A 15,861-nucleotide genomic window follows, 5' to 3' on the forward strand; every position below is an offset into this window, starting at 1 on the left:
ACCCCGGACTCCCTCAGAACCACGCCAAGTTCGAACGCAACCTCATCCACGACAACAACCAGGACTACTACCGCCACGTCGCCGACGGCACCTGCGCCAAACCGCCCGCCGAACGCGGCTACGAGCGGGGCGTGGTCTGCCCCCAGATCTCCATGCCGCCGGGCACCGGCATCATCACCGCCGGCGGCAACTGGAACATCTACGAGAACAACTGGGTCTACGGCCACGAACGGGCCGGATTCTTCCTCAGCGCCGTCCCCGCCTTCATCCGGGGCGAGGAAGCCTGGTCCAAACAGGCCGACACCTCCCACCACAACCGGTACGCGGACAACGTCCTCGGCAAGGACCGCGCCGGCCGGTCCCGCCCCAACGGCATGGACGTGTGGTGGGACGGCCAAGGCCGCGGCAACTGCTGGCAGGACGGCCCCGACGGCTCCACCCCCGGCGCGCTCCCGCAGTGCGGAGACCGCCGAGGCGACCTCACCGGCGGCTCCCGACGCCTCGCCGGCGAACCCGTCAAACTCGTCAAACTGCTGGTCTGCGCCGACTACAACGTGCAGGCCCGCCGCCTCCCCGCGGGCTGCGACTGGTACGGGTCGAGCGGCCCGGCCCGCGTCGAGACCCAGATCGCCCTGGCCGCCGCGGCCGTCCTCGGTCTCGTCGGCGCCGTCCTGTGGTGGCGCAGGCTCCGCGGCAGCCGCCTCGGCACCGCCGCCGCCCTCCTCGGAGCCGCCGGCCTCGCCCTGGACGTGGCGGGTGCCACCCGGGGCCTGGAACACACCGCGGTACCCGCCGTGGCCCTGCTGCTCACCGGACTGTGGTGGATCGGCACCGGCCTCGCCCTACGGCCCGCCCGCCCCTGGCTCGGCGGACTGACGCTCCTCCTCGGCGCCCTCACCCTCCTCGACGCCTTCGACAAGGCCGTCCTGATGATCCCCTGGATCCCCCTCGGCCCGGCCTGGATCCGCGGCCTGCTCGCGGTGATCTGGGTCCTGTGGGCCGCCACGGCCGCCGCCACCCGCCCCGGCACCACCCGAACGGAAGCGGAGGACGGACCGGACGGCGGACACGACCCGGTACCGGCGGGTGCGGCGGGAGGCGCGGCATGACGGCCTCCCCGACCTCCGGGGGCCCCTCCCCCTCCCCCCACCCCACCCTCCCCACCCCGGATCCCGCCACCCCCGGTCACCCCGTTCCCACCCTCCCCGTGGCCCCGCCTGCCGCCCCAGCCCGACGCCGGGCTCGGCCCGCCACTCCACGCGCCCGGTCCGCCCGGTATCGAACGGGCGCCTTGTCCCGAGCGCGCACCCGGTCCGGACGACAGCTGGTCGTCCGTACCGTGGTGGTGCTGGCGCTGTCGCTCGTTGTCGCCGGGTGCGGGGGGCGGGCGACCACCCATCACAAGCCCGGCACCAGTCACGAGGAGGCCACCGGGGCCGTCGGCACCCTCCTCGCCGACCAGGACGGGTCGGGTCACCGGCTGCGGCAGGTCGCCGCGGCCGGTGCGCCGGAGGTGAAGCTCAGCGTGCGTCCCGACTCAGAGGACGGCTGGAACCTGAACCTGGCCGTGCGCAACTTCCATTTCACCCCCGACAGCACCGGTGGTGCGGCGCTGCCCGGTGCCGGGCACGCCCACCTCTACCTCGACGGCCGCAAGCTGGCCCGGCTGTACGGCCCCTGGTTCCACCTGCCGGCCGCGCAGGTCCCCGCCGGCACGCACACCCTGACCGCCCGCCTGTACGCCGACGACCACACGGCCTGGGCCGTGGTGGGCAAGCCCGTGGAGGCCGCCGTCCCGCTCACCGCGAACACCGGCGGGACGGGATCCGGAACCGGCGGCGGGCACGACCACGGCTCTCCCGCTCCCTCCGCCTCCGCGCCCGCCCCGGTCTCCGGGTCCCCGGGGCCGGCGGGCAGCCCCGGACCCGCCGCGGACCGGACCGTCACCGTGGAGGTCCGCGGCGGGCGGGTGGTACCGGCGCCCGGCCGGGTGGAGTTGAAGAAGGGGCAGGTCGTCGCCCTGCGGGTCACCAGCGACCGCGCCGACACCTTGCACGTCCACGGCTACGACAAGGAGCTGGCACTTCCGGCCGATACCCCGGTCGTCCTGCTGCTCACCCTGGACCGCACGGGCCTGTTCGAGGTGGAGACCCATGACTCGGACCTCGTCCTGACCCAACTGCTTGTCCGGTGAGCGCCCTCCCCACGGGCGCGCGACCCGGTCTCCTCGGGACGCTCGCCCACGGGGTGGGCTCCCAGCACGACCTGCCCATTTCCCCCTTCTACGCCTTCGCGGGCGCCTTCACCGCGCTGTTCGTCTCCTTCCTGGCCCTCGGCCTCCTGTGGTCCACCTCGCGGTTCCGCGGTGACCGGTCCGGTGTCCCGCTGCCCGGGGCGCTCCAGCGTCTCGCCGACGCGCCCCCGTTCCGTGCCGCGCTGCGCGTCCTCGGCGCGGCCGCCGTCCTGTTCCTGTTCGTCCACCTCCTCTTCGGTCCTTCCGACCCCGAACGCAACGCGGCCCCGGGTGCCGTGTACGTCCTCCTGTGGGTCGGGCTCGTCCCCGCCTCGCTGCTCTTCGGACCCGTCTGGCGCCTGGTCAGCCCCCTGCGGGCCCTGCACTTCCTCCTTTCCCGTACCGTCACGTGGGCCCGGACCGCCGCTCCGCCGCAATGCGACCCGGGCGCCGCTCCGCACGCCCCGGATCCTGCCGTCCCGGATCCGGTGAGTTCGTCGCCGTTGCCTCATTCGTCCCACCGGCCGGCAGGGCGGAACCGTGCCGGGGACCCGGAGACGCCCCCGAAAGATCCCCGAGGATCCCTGACGGAACATCAGGGGGGACCCCCGACTCACGCCTCCACGGGCGCCCCAGCGCACGCCCCTGCCCCCACCGCGGCACCGGCCCCGGCAGCGGTGGCAGCCACGCCCACGGCCACGCACCCGAAGCGGACCCCGGCGTTCGCCTCGCCGAGGCCCCTCCCCGCCCGGATCGGCCTGTGGCCCGCCGCCGTGGGGCTCCTCGCCTTCACATGGCTCGAACTCGTGGCGCCGGAACCGGCCGCCCGCACCACCCTCCTGTGCGCCCTCGCCGTCCACCTGCTCGGCCAGCTCGCCCTCGCCGCCCGGTACGGCGAAGCATGGTTCGCGCACGGCGACCCGTTCGAGGCGTACTCCACCCTCCTGGCCCGACTCGCCCCGCTGGGCCGCCGCGCGGACGGCCGGCTCGTCCTCCGCAACCCCCTGCACGGCCTCGACGCCACCCCCGAACAACCCGGACTCGTCGCCACTCTCTGCGTCCTGCTCGGCTCCACCGCCTACGACGGCATCTCCGACCACCCCGACTGGATCGACACCCTCCAGACCTCACCCCTCGGCCGCACCGCCACCGCCACCCTCGGGCTGCTCGCCATCACGCTGCTCGTCGGCGCCCTCTACGGCCTGTGCGCCGGGGCCACTCGCCTGCTGTCCGGTGCCACGGCCCGGCCGGCGACGGCCTTCGCCCACTCCCTGCTCCCCATCGCCCTCGGCTACCTGACCGCCCACTACTTCTCGCTCCTCACCACCGAGGGCCCTCGCACGCTGGCGCTCCTCGCGGGAAGCGCGGACGCCACCGCGCCCGAATCCCCCCTGGGCCCGGGCGGGCTCGCCGTCCTCCAGGTCACCGCCGTGATCACCGGGCACGTCCTCGGGGTGGTCGCCGCACACGACCGTTCCGTGCGGCTCTTCCCGCCCGTACGCGCGGTGGCGGGCCAACTGCCCCTGCTGATCCTGATGATCATCTATACGGTCGGGGGGCTCGGCCTCCTCCTGAACTGAAGGGAGCGGCATGATGGACCCCGTGCCTCCCGCCCACTCCCTCCGCCGTGCCCCCGTCCAGCAGCGCAGCGCCGACCGGCTCGCCCGGATCCTCGACGCCTGCGCGGTTCTCCTCGACGAAACGGGGTACGAGAACCTCAGCACCCGGGCCGTCGCCGTCCGCGCCGGTGTGCCCATCGGCTCCGTGTACCGGTTCTTCACGAACAAGCGGGCCCTCGCCGACGCCCTGGCCCACCGCAACCTCGACCGGTACGCCCACGGCATCGCCGCCCGCCTGGCGGAGCTGTCCGACACCGCCTGGAGGCCGGCCGTCGACGCGATCCTCGACGAGTACCTGGCCATGAAGCGCACCGTGCCCGGCTTCGGGCTGGTCGACTTCGGCGTGCCCGCACCGCCCGAGAGCGCCGCAGCCGACGCCAACCTCCTGGTGGCCGGCCGCCTGTCCGCCCTGTTGTGCGGGCACCTGGGGCGCACTCCCGACGACCGGCTCGACCGTGCCGTGCTGGTGGCCGTCGAGGCCACCGACGCGCTGCTCCAGCTGGCCTTCCGTACCGACCCCGCCGGCGATCCCGCCCTCATCGCCGAGACGCGCACGATGATGCACGCCTACCTCGCGCACACCCTGGACTGACCGGACCCCGCGGCGGACGCCCACCCCCGGCACCTCCCGGAGCCCGTTCGCCCCTCATCCGTTGCACACCCGCGTCTGAGCTGGGCTTTTGCTCGTATTGCTCACGTGTTCACATCTTGCTGACGCGATGGCGCGGCACCTACGTTCATCCGGACCGCCGGGCCGGGGACATCCGCGGCGGACTCCAGGGTGAACGTGAGGTTCCTTCCATGCTGACCATTCTCGGCTTCGCCATGATCGCGACCTTCCTGGTCCTGATCATGATGAAGAAGATGTCGCCGATCGCGGCGCTCGTACTGATCCCCGCCCTCTTCTGCGTCCTCGCCGGGCAGGGCGCCCATCTCGGCGACTACGTCATCGAAGGCGTCGGCAAACTCGCGCCGACCGCCGCCATGCTGATGTTCGCCATCGTCTACTTCGGCGTGATGATCGACGTCGGTCTCTTCGACCCGATCGTCCGCGGCATCCTGCGGTTCTGCAAGGCCGACCCGGTCCGTGTGGTGGTCGGCACCGCCGTGCTGGCCGCGATCGTCTCCCTCGACGGCGACGGCTCCACCACCTTCATGATCACGGTCTCTGCCATGTACCCGCTGTACAAGCGACTCGGTCTCAGCCTCGTGGTCCTCACCGGTGTCGCCGCCACCGCCAACGGCGTGATGAACACGCTGCCGTGGGGCGGACCCACGGCCCGCGCCGCGACGGCCCTCAAACTCGACGCGGCCGACATCTTCGTCCCGATGATCCCCGCGCTCGCCGTCGGCCTGCTCTTCGTCTTCGGCCTCGCCTACGTCCTCGGCCTGCGGGAACGCAAGCGGATCGGCTCCCTCGCCCTCCCCGCCGGCGTCGGTCACGCCGCCGCAGACGCCGACACCGAACTCGTCGGCAGTACGGCCACGGCCGGCAGGGGCGCCACCACCACCGCCGCGCTCGGCGGACCGGGCGCCGGGCAGGGCCCGGGATCCTCCCGCGACGGGGGCACGGGCAGGGGGGCGGGTACGGGGCAGGCCGCCGGGCCGGTCGGCGGCTCCGACGCGACCTCGGAGGAGGACGGCGAGCCCGCGTTCCAGGGCCTCGACCCGCACCGCGCGACCCTGCGCCCGCGCCTGTACTGGTTCAACGCCGGACTGACCGTGGCCCTGCTCACCGCCATGATCATGGAGCTGCTGCCCATCCCCGTGCTGTTCCTGCTCGGCGCCGCCCTCGCGCTGACCGTCAACTTCCCGCACATGGCCGACCAGAAGGCCCGGATCGGCGCGCACGCGGAGAACGTCCTCAACGTCGCCGGCATGGTCTTCGCCGCGGCCGTCTTCACCGGTGTCCTCACCGGGACGGGCATGGTCAAGGACATGGCCGACTGGCTGGTGGGCGCCGTGCCCGAGGGCATGGGCCCGCACATGGCGCTGGTCACCGGCCTGCTGAGCCTGCCGCTCACGTACTTCATGTCCAACGACGGTTTCTACTTCGGCGTCCTGCCCGTCCTCGCCGAGGCCGGGGCGGCCCACGGGGTCTCCCCGCTGGAGATCGCCCGCGCCTCCCTGGTGGGACAGGCCCTGCACATGTCCAGCCCGCTGGTTCCGGCCGTCTACGTCCTCGTGGGCATGGCGAAGGTCGAGTTCGGCGACCACACCCGCTTCACCGTGAAGTGGGCGGCGCTGACCTCGCTCGTGGTCCTCGCCGCGGGGATGCTTTTCGGCATCATCTGAGTCCCGCCCCTTAAAACTAGCGTCGCTAGTTCATAGGGTGGGCGCGAGGTCCGGACGGCAGGTGGCCGGACGCGCGCTCGGGAGGCAGCGATGAAGGCCCACGACGGCATGTACATCGGCGGGGAGTGGCGGCCCGCCGCGGGGACGGGTCTGATCGAGGTCCGCAACCCCGCCGACGAGCAGGTCATCGCGACGGTCCCGGCGGGCACCGCAGAGGACGTGGACGCGGCCGTACGGGCCGCCCGGGAGGCGCTGCCGGGCTGGGCCGCTACCCCGCCCGCCGACCGCGCCGCCCGGATCGCCGCTCTCCGGGACGTGCTCCTGGCACGCCGCGCCGAGTTCGCCGCCACCATCAGCGCCGAACTCGGCGCGACCCTCGCCTTCGCCGAGCGCGTGCAGGTCGGCGCTCCGGTGGCGGTGGCCTCCGCGATCGCGGAAATCGCCGCCACCCACCCCTTCGAGGAGAAGCTCGGGAACTCCCGTGTCCTCCTCGAACCGATCGGTGTGGTCGGGGCCATCACGCCCTGGAACTACCCGCTGCACCAGGTCGTTGCCAAGGTGGCACCCGCTCTCGCGGCGGGCTGCACGGTCGTCCTCAAGCCCGCCGAGGACACTCCGCTGACCGCGCGGCTCTTCGCCTCGGCCGTGGCGGAAGCCGGGCTGCCCGCCGGAGTGTTCAACCTGGTCACCGGCACGGGTCCGGTCGCCGGGCAGGCCCTCGTCACGCACCCCGACGTGGACCTCGTCTCCTTCACCGGCTCCACCGCGGTGGGCCGCCAGGTCGGTGCCGCCGCCGGCGCCGCTGTGAAGAAGGTCGCCCTGGAGCTGGGCGGTAAGTCCGCCAACGTCATCCTGCCCGGCGCGGACCTCGCCAAGGCCGTGGCCGTCGGCGTCGGCCACGTCATGAACAACTCCGGCCAGAGCTGCAACGCCCTCACCCGCATGCTCGTCCACCGCGACCGGCACGAGGAGGCCGTGGCCCTCGCCGCGGAAGCCTTCGCCAAGTACACCGTCGGCGACCCCACGGACCCCGCCACCCGTCTGGGGCCCCTGGTCAACGCCGCCCAGCGCGACCGCGTCCGCGACTACATCCGCCGCGGCATCGAGGAAGGCGCCCGCCTCGTCGTCGGTGGCCCCGAAGCCCCCCACGAACGGGGCTACTTCGTCGCGCCCACCCTCTTCGCCGACGTCACCACCGACATGGTCATCGCGCAGGAGGAGATCTTCGGCCCCGTCCTGTGCATCCTCCCGTACGAGGACGAGGCGGAGGCCCTGCGCATCGCCAACGGCACCGTCTACGGACTGGGCGGAGCGGTGTGGGCCGCCGACGAGGACACCGCCGTCGCCTTCGCCCGCCGCATGGACACCGGCCAGGTGGACATCAACGGGGGCCGGTTCAACCCGCTCGCCCCCTTCGGCGGCTACAAGCAGTCCGGAGTGGGCCGCGAGCTGGGCCCGCACGGCCTCGCCGAATACCTCCAGACCAAGTCCCTGCAGTTCTGAGCCTTTCCGGGCCCGGACCGGTGAGGCGATCCCACCGCAGGCGAAGACGACGAACGACGAACGACGAGGAGCAACGAGCATGGTCCGCGCAGCAGTCCTGCCCGCCGTCGGAGCCCCGCTCCGTATCGAGGAGATCCGGCTGCCCGATCCCGGCCCCGGCCAGGTCCGGGTCAGGCTCGTCGCCGCCGGGGTCTGCCACTCCGACCTCTCCCTCACGGACGGCACCATGCGCGTCCCGGTCCCGGCCGTCCTCGGCCACGAGGGAGCGGGCATCGTCCTCGCCGTCGGGGAGGGCGTCACCCATGTCGCGCCGGGCGACGGGGTCGTCCTCAACTGGGCCCCCTCCTGCGGACGCTGCCACCACTGCGGGCTCGGCGAGGTCTGGCTCTGCGCCGAGGCCCTGACCGGCGTCGGCGCCGTCCACGCGCACACCGCCGACGGCACCCCGCTGCACCCCGGGCTCAACGTCGGCGCCTTCGCCGAGGAGACCGTCGTCGCCGCCCGCTGCGTACTGCCGGCACCCGCCGGGATCCCGCTCGCCGAGGCGGCCCTCCTGGGCTGCGCCGTCCTCACCGGCTACGGGGCCGTCCACCACGCGGCCGGGGTCCGGCCCGGTGAGACCGTCGCCGTGTACGGGGCCGGGGGAGTCGGCCTGGCCGCCCTCCAGGCTGCCCGGATCGCCGGGGCGTCCACCGTCCTCGCGGTGGACGTCTCCCCGGCCAAGGAGAACCTGGCCCGGGCCGCGGGAGCCACCGAATTCGTCCTGGCCTCCGAGGCCACGGCCAAGGAGGTCCGCGCCCTGACCGGCGGGCACGGCGTGGACGTGGCGGTGGAATGCGTCGGCCGGGCCGAGACCATCCGTACCGCCTGGGAGTCGACCCGGCGCGGCGGCCGCACCACCGTGGTCGGCATCGGAGGCAAGGACCAGCGGGTCTCCTTCCACGCCCTGGAGATCTTCCACTTCGCCCGCACCCTGTCCGGCTGCGTGTACGGAAACTGCGACCCCGCCCGGGACCTGCCGGTCCTGGCCGGCCACATTCGGGAGGGCCGCCTCGACCTCGGGTCCATGGTGACCGACCGGATCGGGCTGGAGCAGATCCCCGACGCCTTCGAAGCCATGCTGGCGGGCCGCGGCGGGCGCTCCCTCGTCGTGTTCTGACCGGTTGCGCCGAGATCGTGTCGCGTCTGACGCGGCATCGACGGATTCCGGCCGGCTTCGGAGCGATTCGGACAGACCGGGGACTCCCCGGAGATGGCGGGAACCCCGGGGAAAGCCCGGCCGTTGGAACGTGCAGAGCGCAGGGAAGCCCGCTTCCTCGGTGCTCCGCCCGGGTCCGTCCACCCGGGCCCGCAGCTCCGCTCCGCCGGTCTCCGACGGGCCCGCCTCCGCCCGGGCCCGCTTGGCCGGCGCCCTGAACCGGGCCCGATGGGTCCGAGGCGGATCGGATCGCTTCGCGGCCGAAGGCTGGTACCGGTCTTCGGCCCGAACGGCCCGAACGGCCCGAACCGCTTGAACGGTCGGGACCGCTTCGGCGGTGGGTCCCGCACGGTGTCCGTGCGCCCCGCCGAGGGCGGTCGTGGCCAAGGGGCGGTCGGGTGTCCGTGGCTAGGACCGGGGTTCGTCGCCGCCCAGGGCCTCGAAGCGGAGGGCCAGGCCGTCCAGGAGGGCGGTCAGGCCGGTCTCGAAGGCGCCCTCGTCCACCGACCGGCCGCGCTCGGGCAGCAGGTGCGCCTGCCCGAGGTGCGGGTACGCCTCCGGGTCGTAGGCCGAGCGGTCCTCCGTGAAGCCGCCCGCGAACGAGGCCACCGCGGAGCCCAGCACGAAGTACCGCATCAGCGCGCCGATTCGGGTGGCCTGCGAGGGTGGCCACCCGGCCGCCGTCATACCCCCGAACACCGCGTCCGCCACCCGCAGTCCGGCCGGTCGCCGCCCAGGGCCGCGGGCCAGTACGGGCACGATGTGCGGATGGTCGGCGAGCGCCGCCCGATAGGAGTGCGCCCAGTCCTCCAGGGCGGTGCGCCAGTCCCGGCCGTCGTCCGGCTCGAACATCGACAGGTCCACGCGGGCGCTCACCGCGTCCGCCACGGCCTCCAGGATCTCGTCCTTGGTGCGGAAATGGTTGTACAGCGAGGGCCCGCTGACGCCCAGTACCGCCGCGAGGCGCCGGGTCGAGAGCGCCTCCAACCCCTCGGCGTCCACGAGGGCGCCCGCTGCCGCCACGATGCCTTCGCGACTGAGGAGGGGCTTGCGGGGTCGGGCCATGCGCCACATAGTAGGGCCTGCCCCGCAGAAACTAGCATCGCTAATTAACTCCGTGAGGTGGCCGTGAACCTGGAGCTCAGCGAAGAGCAGAACGCCGTCCGTGAGCTCGCGCGCACCTTCACCGAGCGCGAGGTCGCCCCGTACGCGACCGACTGGGACCGGGCCGAGGCCGTGGACCGTGGCATCGTCAAGAAGCTCGGCGGGGTCGGGTTCCTCGGGCTGACCGTGCCGGAGGAGTACGGCGGCTCCGGAGGGGACCACCTCTCCTACGCGCTGGTCACGGAGGAGCTGGGGCGGGGGGACTCGGCGGTCCGCGGGATCGTCTCGGTCTCCCTCGGGCTGGTCGCCAAGACGATCGCCGCCTGGGGGGACGAGGGGCAGAAGCGGTCCTGGTTGCCGCGCCTGTGCTCCGGCGAGGCCGTCGGCTGCTTCGGCCTCACCGAACCGGGCACGGGCTCCGATGCCGGGAACCTCACCACCCGTGCGGTGCGCGAGGGCGACGGGTACCGGATCGACGGCACCAAGACCTTCATCACCAACGGCACCTGGGCCGATGTGGTGCTGCTCTTCGCGCGGACCGGGGAGGAGCCCGGCCACCGCGGAGTCTCCGCCTTCCTGGTGCCCGCCGATACCCCGGGCCTGACCCGGCGGGAGATCCACGGAAAGCTCGGCCTGCGCGGGCAGGCCACCGCCGAACTGGTCCTGGAGGGCGTGGAAGTGCCCGCCTCCGCGCTGCTGGGGCCGGTCGGCAAGGGCTTCTCCGTGGCCATGTCGGCGCTCGCCAAGGGGCGGATGTCCGTGGCGGCCGGTTGTGTGGGTCTGGCGCAGGCGGCCCTGGACGCCGCCGTCGCCTACGCCGGTCAGCGCGAGCAGTTCGGGCGGACCATCGCGCACCACCAGCTGGTCCAGGAGTTGATCGCCGACATCTCCGTGGACGTGTCCGCCGCCCGCCTGCTCACCTGGCAGGTCGCCGATCTCATCGACCGGGGCAAGCCCTTCGCCACCGAGGCCTCGACGGCGAAACTGTTCGCCTCCGAGGCCGCCGTCCGGGCCGCCTCCAACGCCCTGCAGGTGCACGGCGGTTACGGCTACATCGACGAGTACCCGGCGGGCAAGCTGCTCCGGGACGCCCGGGTGATGACCCTGTACGAGGGCACCAGCCAGATCCAGAAGCTCCTCATCGGCCGCGCCCTGACCGGGGTTTCGGCCTTCTGACACCGCGGCGGCGGAGCGCGGGGGGCATCGGCCCGCACCGGTGCGCGCTGCCCCGGCGCGCGTGGCGGGGCAGCACGTCCCGGTGTGGCGGTCGGGGCGGTCAGGGTCGTCGGGGTGAGTACGCGGGGCCGTTCGCCTGAGTAGCAGTGCGGATGGGCGGGCGGGCGTCCGGGCAGCACCCTGGAGCCATGAACGAGACACCGGTCAAACAGCAGAACTCGGGGGCCTATCACGCCCAGGCCGTCGCCTCCTTCGCCCTGGCGCTGTGCGCCGTCGCGCTGGGCATCTACCACCTGGACGCGGACGCCTGGGTCCGGGCCTTCCTGGGCATCGCGGTCCTCTACCTCACCACCTCCGCCTTCACCCTGGCCAAGGTGGTCCGTGACCGGCAGGAGGCCGGTCAGATCGTCAGCCGGGTCGACCAGGCCCGGATGGAGAAGATCCTCGCGGACTACGACCCGTTCCAGCCGAAGCCCTGACCGGGCAGAGCGGAGCGTGCGCCGGCCCGTCCGGGTGCCCGGCCGGGCCGGGACGCGGCTCGCCCGTGGCCCGTGCCTCGTGCGGGTCGGGCACGATCCGGAAGGCACGGCCTAAGCGCTTGCTCACCCTCCGGTAAGGTGTGACCTCCCCCCAGGCGGAGAGGTGAGCGAGGGATGGACAGCACGGCGGAGGACGGCGGCTACCAGGCGTGGTCGGAGGTCACCCCCGACGCGGCGCGCCGGCTGCTGGTCGCGGCCGTGGACGCCTTCGCCGAGCGCGGGTACCACGCGACCACCACCCGGGACATCGCGGGACGGGCGGGCATGAGCCCGGCCGCCCTCTACATCCACTACAAGACCAAGGAAGAACTGCTCCACCGGATCAGCCGGATCGGCCACGACAAGGCCCTGGAGATCCTGGAGAGCGCGGCGGACGGTCCCGGGGACGCCGCGGCGCGCCTGGACCGGGCGGTCCGCTCCTTCGTCCGGTGGCACGCCGCCCACCACACCACGGCCCGTGTCGTGCAGTACGAGCTCGACGCCCTCGGTCCCGAGCACCGGGCCGAGATCGTGGCGCTCCGGCGGCGCAGCGGGGCCGCGGTGCAGCGGATCATCGCCGAGGGCGTGGCCGCCGGGCGGTTCGCCGTGCCCGACGTGCCCGGGACCACCCTGGCGGTGCTGTCGCTGTGCATCGACGTGGCCCGCTGGTTCAACGTCGACGGGCCGCGCACCCCGGACGAGGTCGGGGCCCTCTACGCCGACCTCGTCCTGCGCATGGTCGGGGCTCAGAAGTAGTAGCGGTACAGGACCCCTGCCACGCAGACCGGCTTGTCCCCGCCCTCCCGTTCCACAGTGACGGTGGCCGCCACCTGCACGCCCTCGCCCACCTCCGTGACCTCCGTGATCACGGTGGTCGAGCGGAGCCGGGAGCCCACCGGCACCGGGGCGGGGAAGCGGACCCGGTCCGTGCCGTAGTTGATGCCCATGCGCATGCCCTCGACCCGCATGTTCTGCGGGACCAGGCTCGGCAGCAGGGACAGGGTCAGGTAGCCGTGCGCGATCGTGGAGCCGAAGGGCCCGGAGGCCGCCCGCTCGGGGTCGACGTGGATCCACTGGTGGTCCCCGGTGGCCTCCGCGAACAGGTCGATCCGCTTCTGGTCCACCTCCAGCCAGTCGCTGGGGCCGAGGGGGTCGCCGGTCCCGGCGCGCAGCTCATCGGCGGACGTGAAGATCCTCGGCTCGGCCATGCGTGCTGCCTCCCGGTGTCGGAACAAGCGTTTGCTCAGGATGATGGTGCGGGGGCCGGACCCCTGTCAACGGACTCCCGGATCCCCGCGTGAGCGGACCCGCGCCGTCGCCGCGGTGCCCCGGCGTTCACCGGCGTCCGCCACCGCGGCGACGGACGCGGCCGACGGCTCGCCGAGGGTCGCTCCGGACTTCCGGGCACGGGTTACCGTCCGCATGGACCGGCCGCCGCGTCGGACGCGAGGGCCGGCCGCACGGGGCGCTCCCGGGCCGGACTACCCTCGGACGGGTGCCCCAGATCCCAGAGAAGATCCACGTACTGACCGTCGGACAGGTCTCGGCGCGCAGCGGCGCCGCGGTGTCCGCGCTGCACTTCTACGAGTCCAAGGGACTGATCAGCAGCCGCCGCACCAGCGGCAACCAGCGCCGGTTCACACGGGACACGCTGCGTCGGGTCGCCTTCATCCGGGCCGCGCAGCGGGTGGGCATCCCGCTCTCCACCATCGGGGAGGCGCTGGCGAAGCTCCCCGAGGGCCGCACCCCCACCCGCGAGGACTGGGCGCTCCTGTCCGAGACCTGGCGCGCCGAGTTGGACCACCGGATCCAGCAGCTCGGCAGGCTCCGCGACCACCTCACCGACTGCATCGGCTGCGGCTGCCTCTCCCTGTCGAGCTGCGTCCTCTCCAACCCGGACGACACCCTGGGGCAGACCCGCACCGGCTCCCGACTCTGACCGTCGGCGTCCGACTGCCGGCGTCCCGCCGCCTGCCTCCGACCGCCCGTCTCCGATCGCGCGCCCCGACCACCGACCACCGACCGCCCGCCACCGACCGCCCGGCTTCCGATGCCGTCCGACGTCTCAGGCGGACTCCGCGAGGGCCGGGCGCGGCACCACGATCCCGCAGTGCCCGCAGACCGGCCCCTCACCCCACCGCCCCGGTCGCGCACCGGGGACGGAACGCGTCGGCCACCGCAGGTCCTGCTCCCCGCACAGCGGACAGCCGCTTCCGGGGGCCTCCGCTTCGAGGGCGCTGACCAGGCGGCGCAGCACCTCGGCGAGGGTGCCCTCCGGGCGCACCCCCGGATCGGCGCAGGGCACCGGGGCGACCGCGGCGCTCCAGGCGCGGTCCGTCCGCCGCAGCCCGTGGTACTTCTCCCGCCTGCGCCGCTCCGCGAACTGCCGCTCGTAGGCCAGCCAGACCCCGCGGGCCTCCTCCAGCTCCTCCAGGGCGGCGACCAGCCGCTGCGGATCGGCCGCCCGGTCCTCGGGGCCGATGCCGTGCCGGTCGCACAGGTGCCACCACGTCGCCCGGTGCCCGTACGGGGCGAAGCGCTCCAGGCAGCGCCGCAGCGAATGGCGCCGCAGGGCGCGGTCGTTGCCCGCGTCGCGGACCTGGCCCGCCAGACTCCGGAATCCTGCCATCGCGAGCTCACCTCCGGGCCCGTACCTGCCCGCGGCGGCACCCGGACATGCCGGGGCAGACGGGGCGCCTCGGGGCACGGTGCGGCTCTCAGCCGCCGATCCGCCCCGCCGCGGCCACCACCCGCGCGAGCTCGGGGTGACAGATGTCGCTGTGCGCCCCCGAGGGCGCCCCGCCGTCGCGGACCACCCCGGCGGCGTCCACGCTCACGCAGCCGCGCCCGGGAAGGCCCCCGCGCAGGGCCGCGTCCAGAGTGAGCCGGACCGTGCCGGGGACGGCCTGGATCCCGCCGTGCCCCATGGCGCCCCAGCGCGGATCGGAGCCCAGCAGGGAGGCCGAGTCCCGGGCCAGCCGGGAGGCCAGCGGATAGAAGGTGCCGAGGGCCGCGTCGTGGCGGGAGTGGCAGCAGACCACAGGTCCGGACACCCGGCGCTGGAGCCCGGCCAACGCCCCTCCGCGGCCCTTGTCGTGGGGCAGGGACTCGGCGAAGGCGTAGTGGGAGAAGGCCCCTTGCAGCAGGGTGAGGGAGGCCACGTTGCGGGCCTCGGCGGGCAGGCCGCGCAAGGAGAAGGAGACCAGGCGGGCCCCGAAGCTGTGGCCGATGAGGTGGACGCGCACCTGCGGACGTTCCCGGGCGAGCCGTCCGAGCAGCGGCCCGAGGCCCTGTTCGCCGATCACGCCGGCCCGCTTCTTCATGGTGTAGTACGTGGCCTGCCGGAGGAGCTCCCGGCCGCCCTTGCGGAGACCGCCGAGGAGTTCGGGCGCGGCGGAGCCGGGCGGCGCGGCGGGCAGGGCGGCCGTGGCGGCCGGGGGCGAGGCCGGTGCCGTACCGTCGCCGGCCGTACCGGCGAGGGCGTCGGCGAGGTCCGCGCAGGCGGCTGCCGTGTCCGGGCCGAAGAGCGCCGGTACGGGCGCGCCCGCCGCCCCGGCCGCACCCGCCTGACCGACCGCCCCGGCTACGGCCACGGCTCCGGCGTCCGGGTCGTCGGGATCAGGGTCCGACCCGGCCCCGGCCCCGGCCCCGGTTCGGCGCGGTTCGGGGATTCCCGCCAGGAGGCGGACGAGCGCGCCGAGTTCCTCGTACGCGCCAGGGCCCGGCTCCGGACCGGAGAGCAGCGCGGTCACCCGGTTCAGCTCCGCTTCCCTCCCGGGCCAGAACCTGCCGAGGGCCGCCCGGGTCTCCGCGTCGAGCCCCGGCCCGGTGGCGCCCGTCGGGAGCAGCCCGCGTGCCCCGAAGTCCGGTATCGGCTCGTCCGAGAACCGCATCGAGGGCCAGAGCACCCCCACGTATCCCAAGCGGACCCCCGGCCCGGCCAGTTGGGGGAAGGGGGCGAAGAAGCGGTCGTAGAGCCCGGTGGCCACGGACCGGTCGCTGTTCCAGCCGTGCGAGAAGACCAGGAGGTCGGTCGCTTCCATCCGGAGCAGGACGTCCCGTTGTCGGACGTCCACGTCCGCGTCGGCGTCGAAGGTCAGCTCCGCGTAAGGCCGTACGCCCACACCCGACATGATGTTCCTCCCCGCGCCGAGGACCGCCACGCCACCGCCACGCCCGCCGTGACCGGCAGCGTTCCCAGCATCCCGCCGCTCG

The 15,861-nt window shown here is 73.9% G+C and carries 14 protein-coding genes and 1 pseudogene; 11 read left to right on the forward strand and 4 right to left on the reverse strand.

Annotated features, from left to right (window positions below; translation table 11 throughout):
• From ABTZ17_RS24380 to ABTZ17_RS24410, 7 genes and pseudogenes are all read left to right on the forward strand, one after another.
• Positions 1-1,109 (forward strand): annotated as a pseudogene (locus ABTZ17_RS24380) (right-handed parallel beta-helix repeat-containing protein); the annotation flags it as partial.
• Between the two features lie 230 nt (positions 1,110-1,339).
• The gene (locus ABTZ17_RS24385) at positions 1,340-2,194 is read left to right on the forward strand and encodes a hypothetical protein (protein WP_502994824.1); all 855 of its coding nucleotides are present in this window, start codon (positions 1,340-1,342) and stop codon (positions 2,192-2,194) included.
• Entirely contained in the window at positions 2,191-3,813 is a 1,623-nt protein-coding gene (locus ABTZ17_RS24390; protein ID WP_352197826.1) for a hypothetical protein, read from the forward strand. The genes ABTZ17_RS24385 and ABTZ17_RS24390 overlap by 4 nt, the downstream gene beginning before the upstream one ends.
• A 13-nt stretch (positions 3,814-3,826) precedes the next feature.
• Positions 3,827-4,444: a TetR/AcrR family transcriptional regulator gene (locus tag ABTZ17_RS24395; protein WP_352197848.1), complete on the forward strand. Its 618-nt coding sequence runs from the start codon at positions 3,827-3,829 to the stop codon at positions 4,442-4,444.
• A 209-nt stretch (positions 4,445-4,653) separates the two neighbouring features.
• The gene (locus ABTZ17_RS24400; protein ID WP_352197827.1) at positions 4,654-6,147 is read left to right on the forward strand and encodes a CitMHS family transporter; all 1,494 of its coding nucleotides are present in this window, start codon (positions 4,654-4,656) and stop codon (positions 6,145-6,147) included.
• Between the two features lie 90 nt (positions 6,148-6,237).
• A complete protein-coding gene (locus ABTZ17_RS24405) occupies positions 6,238-7,650 on the forward strand; it encodes an aldehyde dehydrogenase family protein (RefSeq protein WP_352197828.1) in 1,413 nt (470 codons plus the stop codon).
• 79 nt (positions 7,651-7,729) lie between these two features.
• Positions 7,730-8,809 carry a Zn-dependent alcohol dehydrogenase gene (locus ABTZ17_RS24410; protein WP_352197829.1) on the forward strand — a complete coding sequence of 360 codons (1,080 nt, stop codon included), beginning with the start codon at positions 7,730-7,732 and terminating at the stop codon, positions 8,807-8,809.
• 447 nt (positions 8,810-9,256) lie between these two features.
• Here ABTZ17_RS24410 and ABTZ17_RS24415 read toward each other — a convergent pair whose 3' ends face one another.
• Positions 9,257-9,913, reverse strand: a complete 657-nt coding sequence (locus tag ABTZ17_RS24415; RefSeq protein WP_352197830.1) for a TetR/AcrR family transcriptional regulator — start codon at positions 9,911-9,913, stop codon at positions 9,257-9,259.
• Positions 9,914-9,976: 63 nt separating this feature from the next.
• On the opposite strand from ABTZ17_RS24415, the gene ABTZ17_RS24420 reads away from it, so the two are divergent.
• From ABTZ17_RS24420 to ABTZ17_RS24430, 3 genes are all read left to right on the forward strand, one after another.
• Entirely contained in the window at positions 9,977-11,128 is a 1,152-nt protein-coding gene (locus ABTZ17_RS24420) for an acyl-CoA dehydrogenase family protein (protein ID WP_352197849.1), read from the forward strand.
• Positions 11,129-11,316: 188 nt separating this feature from the next.
• Positions 11,317-11,607: a YiaA/YiaB family inner membrane protein gene (locus ABTZ17_RS24425; protein WP_352197831.1), complete on the forward strand. Its 291-nt coding sequence runs from the start codon at positions 11,317-11,319 to the stop codon at positions 11,605-11,607.
• Positions 11,608-11,781: 174 nt separating this feature from the next.
• A complete protein-coding gene (locus ABTZ17_RS24430; RefSeq protein ID WP_352197832.1) occupies positions 11,782-12,402 on the forward strand; it encodes a TetR/AcrR family transcriptional regulator in 621 nt (206 codons plus the stop codon).
• Here the strand turns inward: ABTZ17_RS24430 and ABTZ17_RS24435 are convergent.
• On the reverse strand, positions 12,393-12,854 hold the full coding sequence (locus tag ABTZ17_RS24435; protein WP_352197833.1) for a MaoC family dehydratase: 462 nt from the start codon (positions 12,852-12,854) through the stop codon (positions 12,393-12,395). The genes ABTZ17_RS24430 and ABTZ17_RS24435 overlap by 10 nt on opposite strands.
• Before the next feature lie 287 nt (positions 12,855-13,141).
• On the opposite strand from ABTZ17_RS24435, the gene soxR reads away from it, so the two are divergent.
• Entirely contained in the window at positions 13,142-13,585 is a 444-nt protein-coding gene (gene soxR, locus ABTZ17_RS24440) for a redox-sensitive transcriptional activator SoxR (protein ID WP_352197834.1), read from the forward strand.
• Between the two features lie 126 nt (positions 13,586-13,711).
• Here the strand turns inward: soxR and ABTZ17_RS24445 are convergent, their stop codons facing one another.
• Both ABTZ17_RS24445 and ABTZ17_RS24450 read right to left on the reverse strand, forming a co-directional pair.
• Entirely contained in the window at positions 13,712-14,275 is a 564-nt protein-coding gene (locus tag ABTZ17_RS24445) for a hypothetical protein (RefSeq protein ID WP_352197835.1), read from the reverse strand.
• A gap of 88 nt (positions 14,276-14,363) precedes the next feature.
• Entirely contained in the window at positions 14,364-15,779 is a 1,416-nt protein-coding gene (locus tag ABTZ17_RS24450) for a serine-threonine protein kinase (RefSeq protein WP_352197836.1), read from the reverse strand.
• Positions 15,780-15,861: the final 82 nt, after the last annotated feature.

Origin of the sequence: Streptomyces sp. NPDC097619, assembly GCF_040302735.1 — a bacterium.
Classification (GTDB): Bacteria; Actinomycetota; Actinomycetes; order Streptomycetales; family Streptomycetaceae; genus Streptomyces.

Excerpts from the sequence above, each read along its gene's own strand:
- ABTZ17_RS24395 (WP_352197848.1), top strand. The coding sequence starts at position 3,827 with ATGGACCCCGTGCCTCCCGCCCACTCCCTCCGCCGTGCCCCCGTCCAG.
- ABTZ17_RS24400 (WP_352197827.1), top strand. The coding sequence starts at position 4,654 with ATGCTGACCATTCTCGGCTTCGCCATGATCGCGACCTTCCTGGTCCTG.
- ABTZ17_RS24405 (WP_352197828.1), top strand. The coding sequence starts at position 6,238 with ATGAAGGCCCACGACGGCATGTACATCGGCGGGGAGTGGCGGCCCGCC.
- ABTZ17_RS24410 (WP_352197829.1), top strand. The coding sequence starts at position 7,730 with ATGGTCCGCGCAGCAGTCCTGCCCGCCGTCGGAGCCCCGCTCCGTATC.
- ABTZ17_RS24415 (WP_352197830.1), bottom strand. The coding sequence starts at position 9,913 with ATGGCCCGACCCCGCAAGCCCCTCCTCAGTCGCGAAGGCATCGTGGCG.
- ABTZ17_RS24425 (WP_352197831.1), top strand. The coding sequence starts at position 11,317 with ATGAACGAGACACCGGTCAAACAGCAGAACTCGGGGGCCTATCACGCC.
- ABTZ17_RS24430 (WP_352197832.1), top strand. The coding sequence starts at position 11,782 with ATGGACAGCACGGCGGAGGACGGCGGCTACCAGGCGTGGTCGGAGGTC.
- ABTZ17_RS24435 (WP_352197833.1), bottom strand. The coding sequence starts at position 12,854 with ATGGCCGAGCCGAGGATCTTCACGTCCGCCGATGAGCTGCGCGCCGGG.
- ABTZ17_RS24445 (WP_352197835.1), bottom strand. The coding sequence starts at position 14,275 with ATGGCAGGATTCCGGAGTCTGGCGGGCCAGGTCCGCGACGCGGGCAAC.
- ABTZ17_RS24450 (WP_352197836.1), bottom strand. The coding sequence starts at position 15,779 with ATGTCGGGTGTGGGCGTACGGCCTTACGCGGAGCTGACCTTCGACGCC.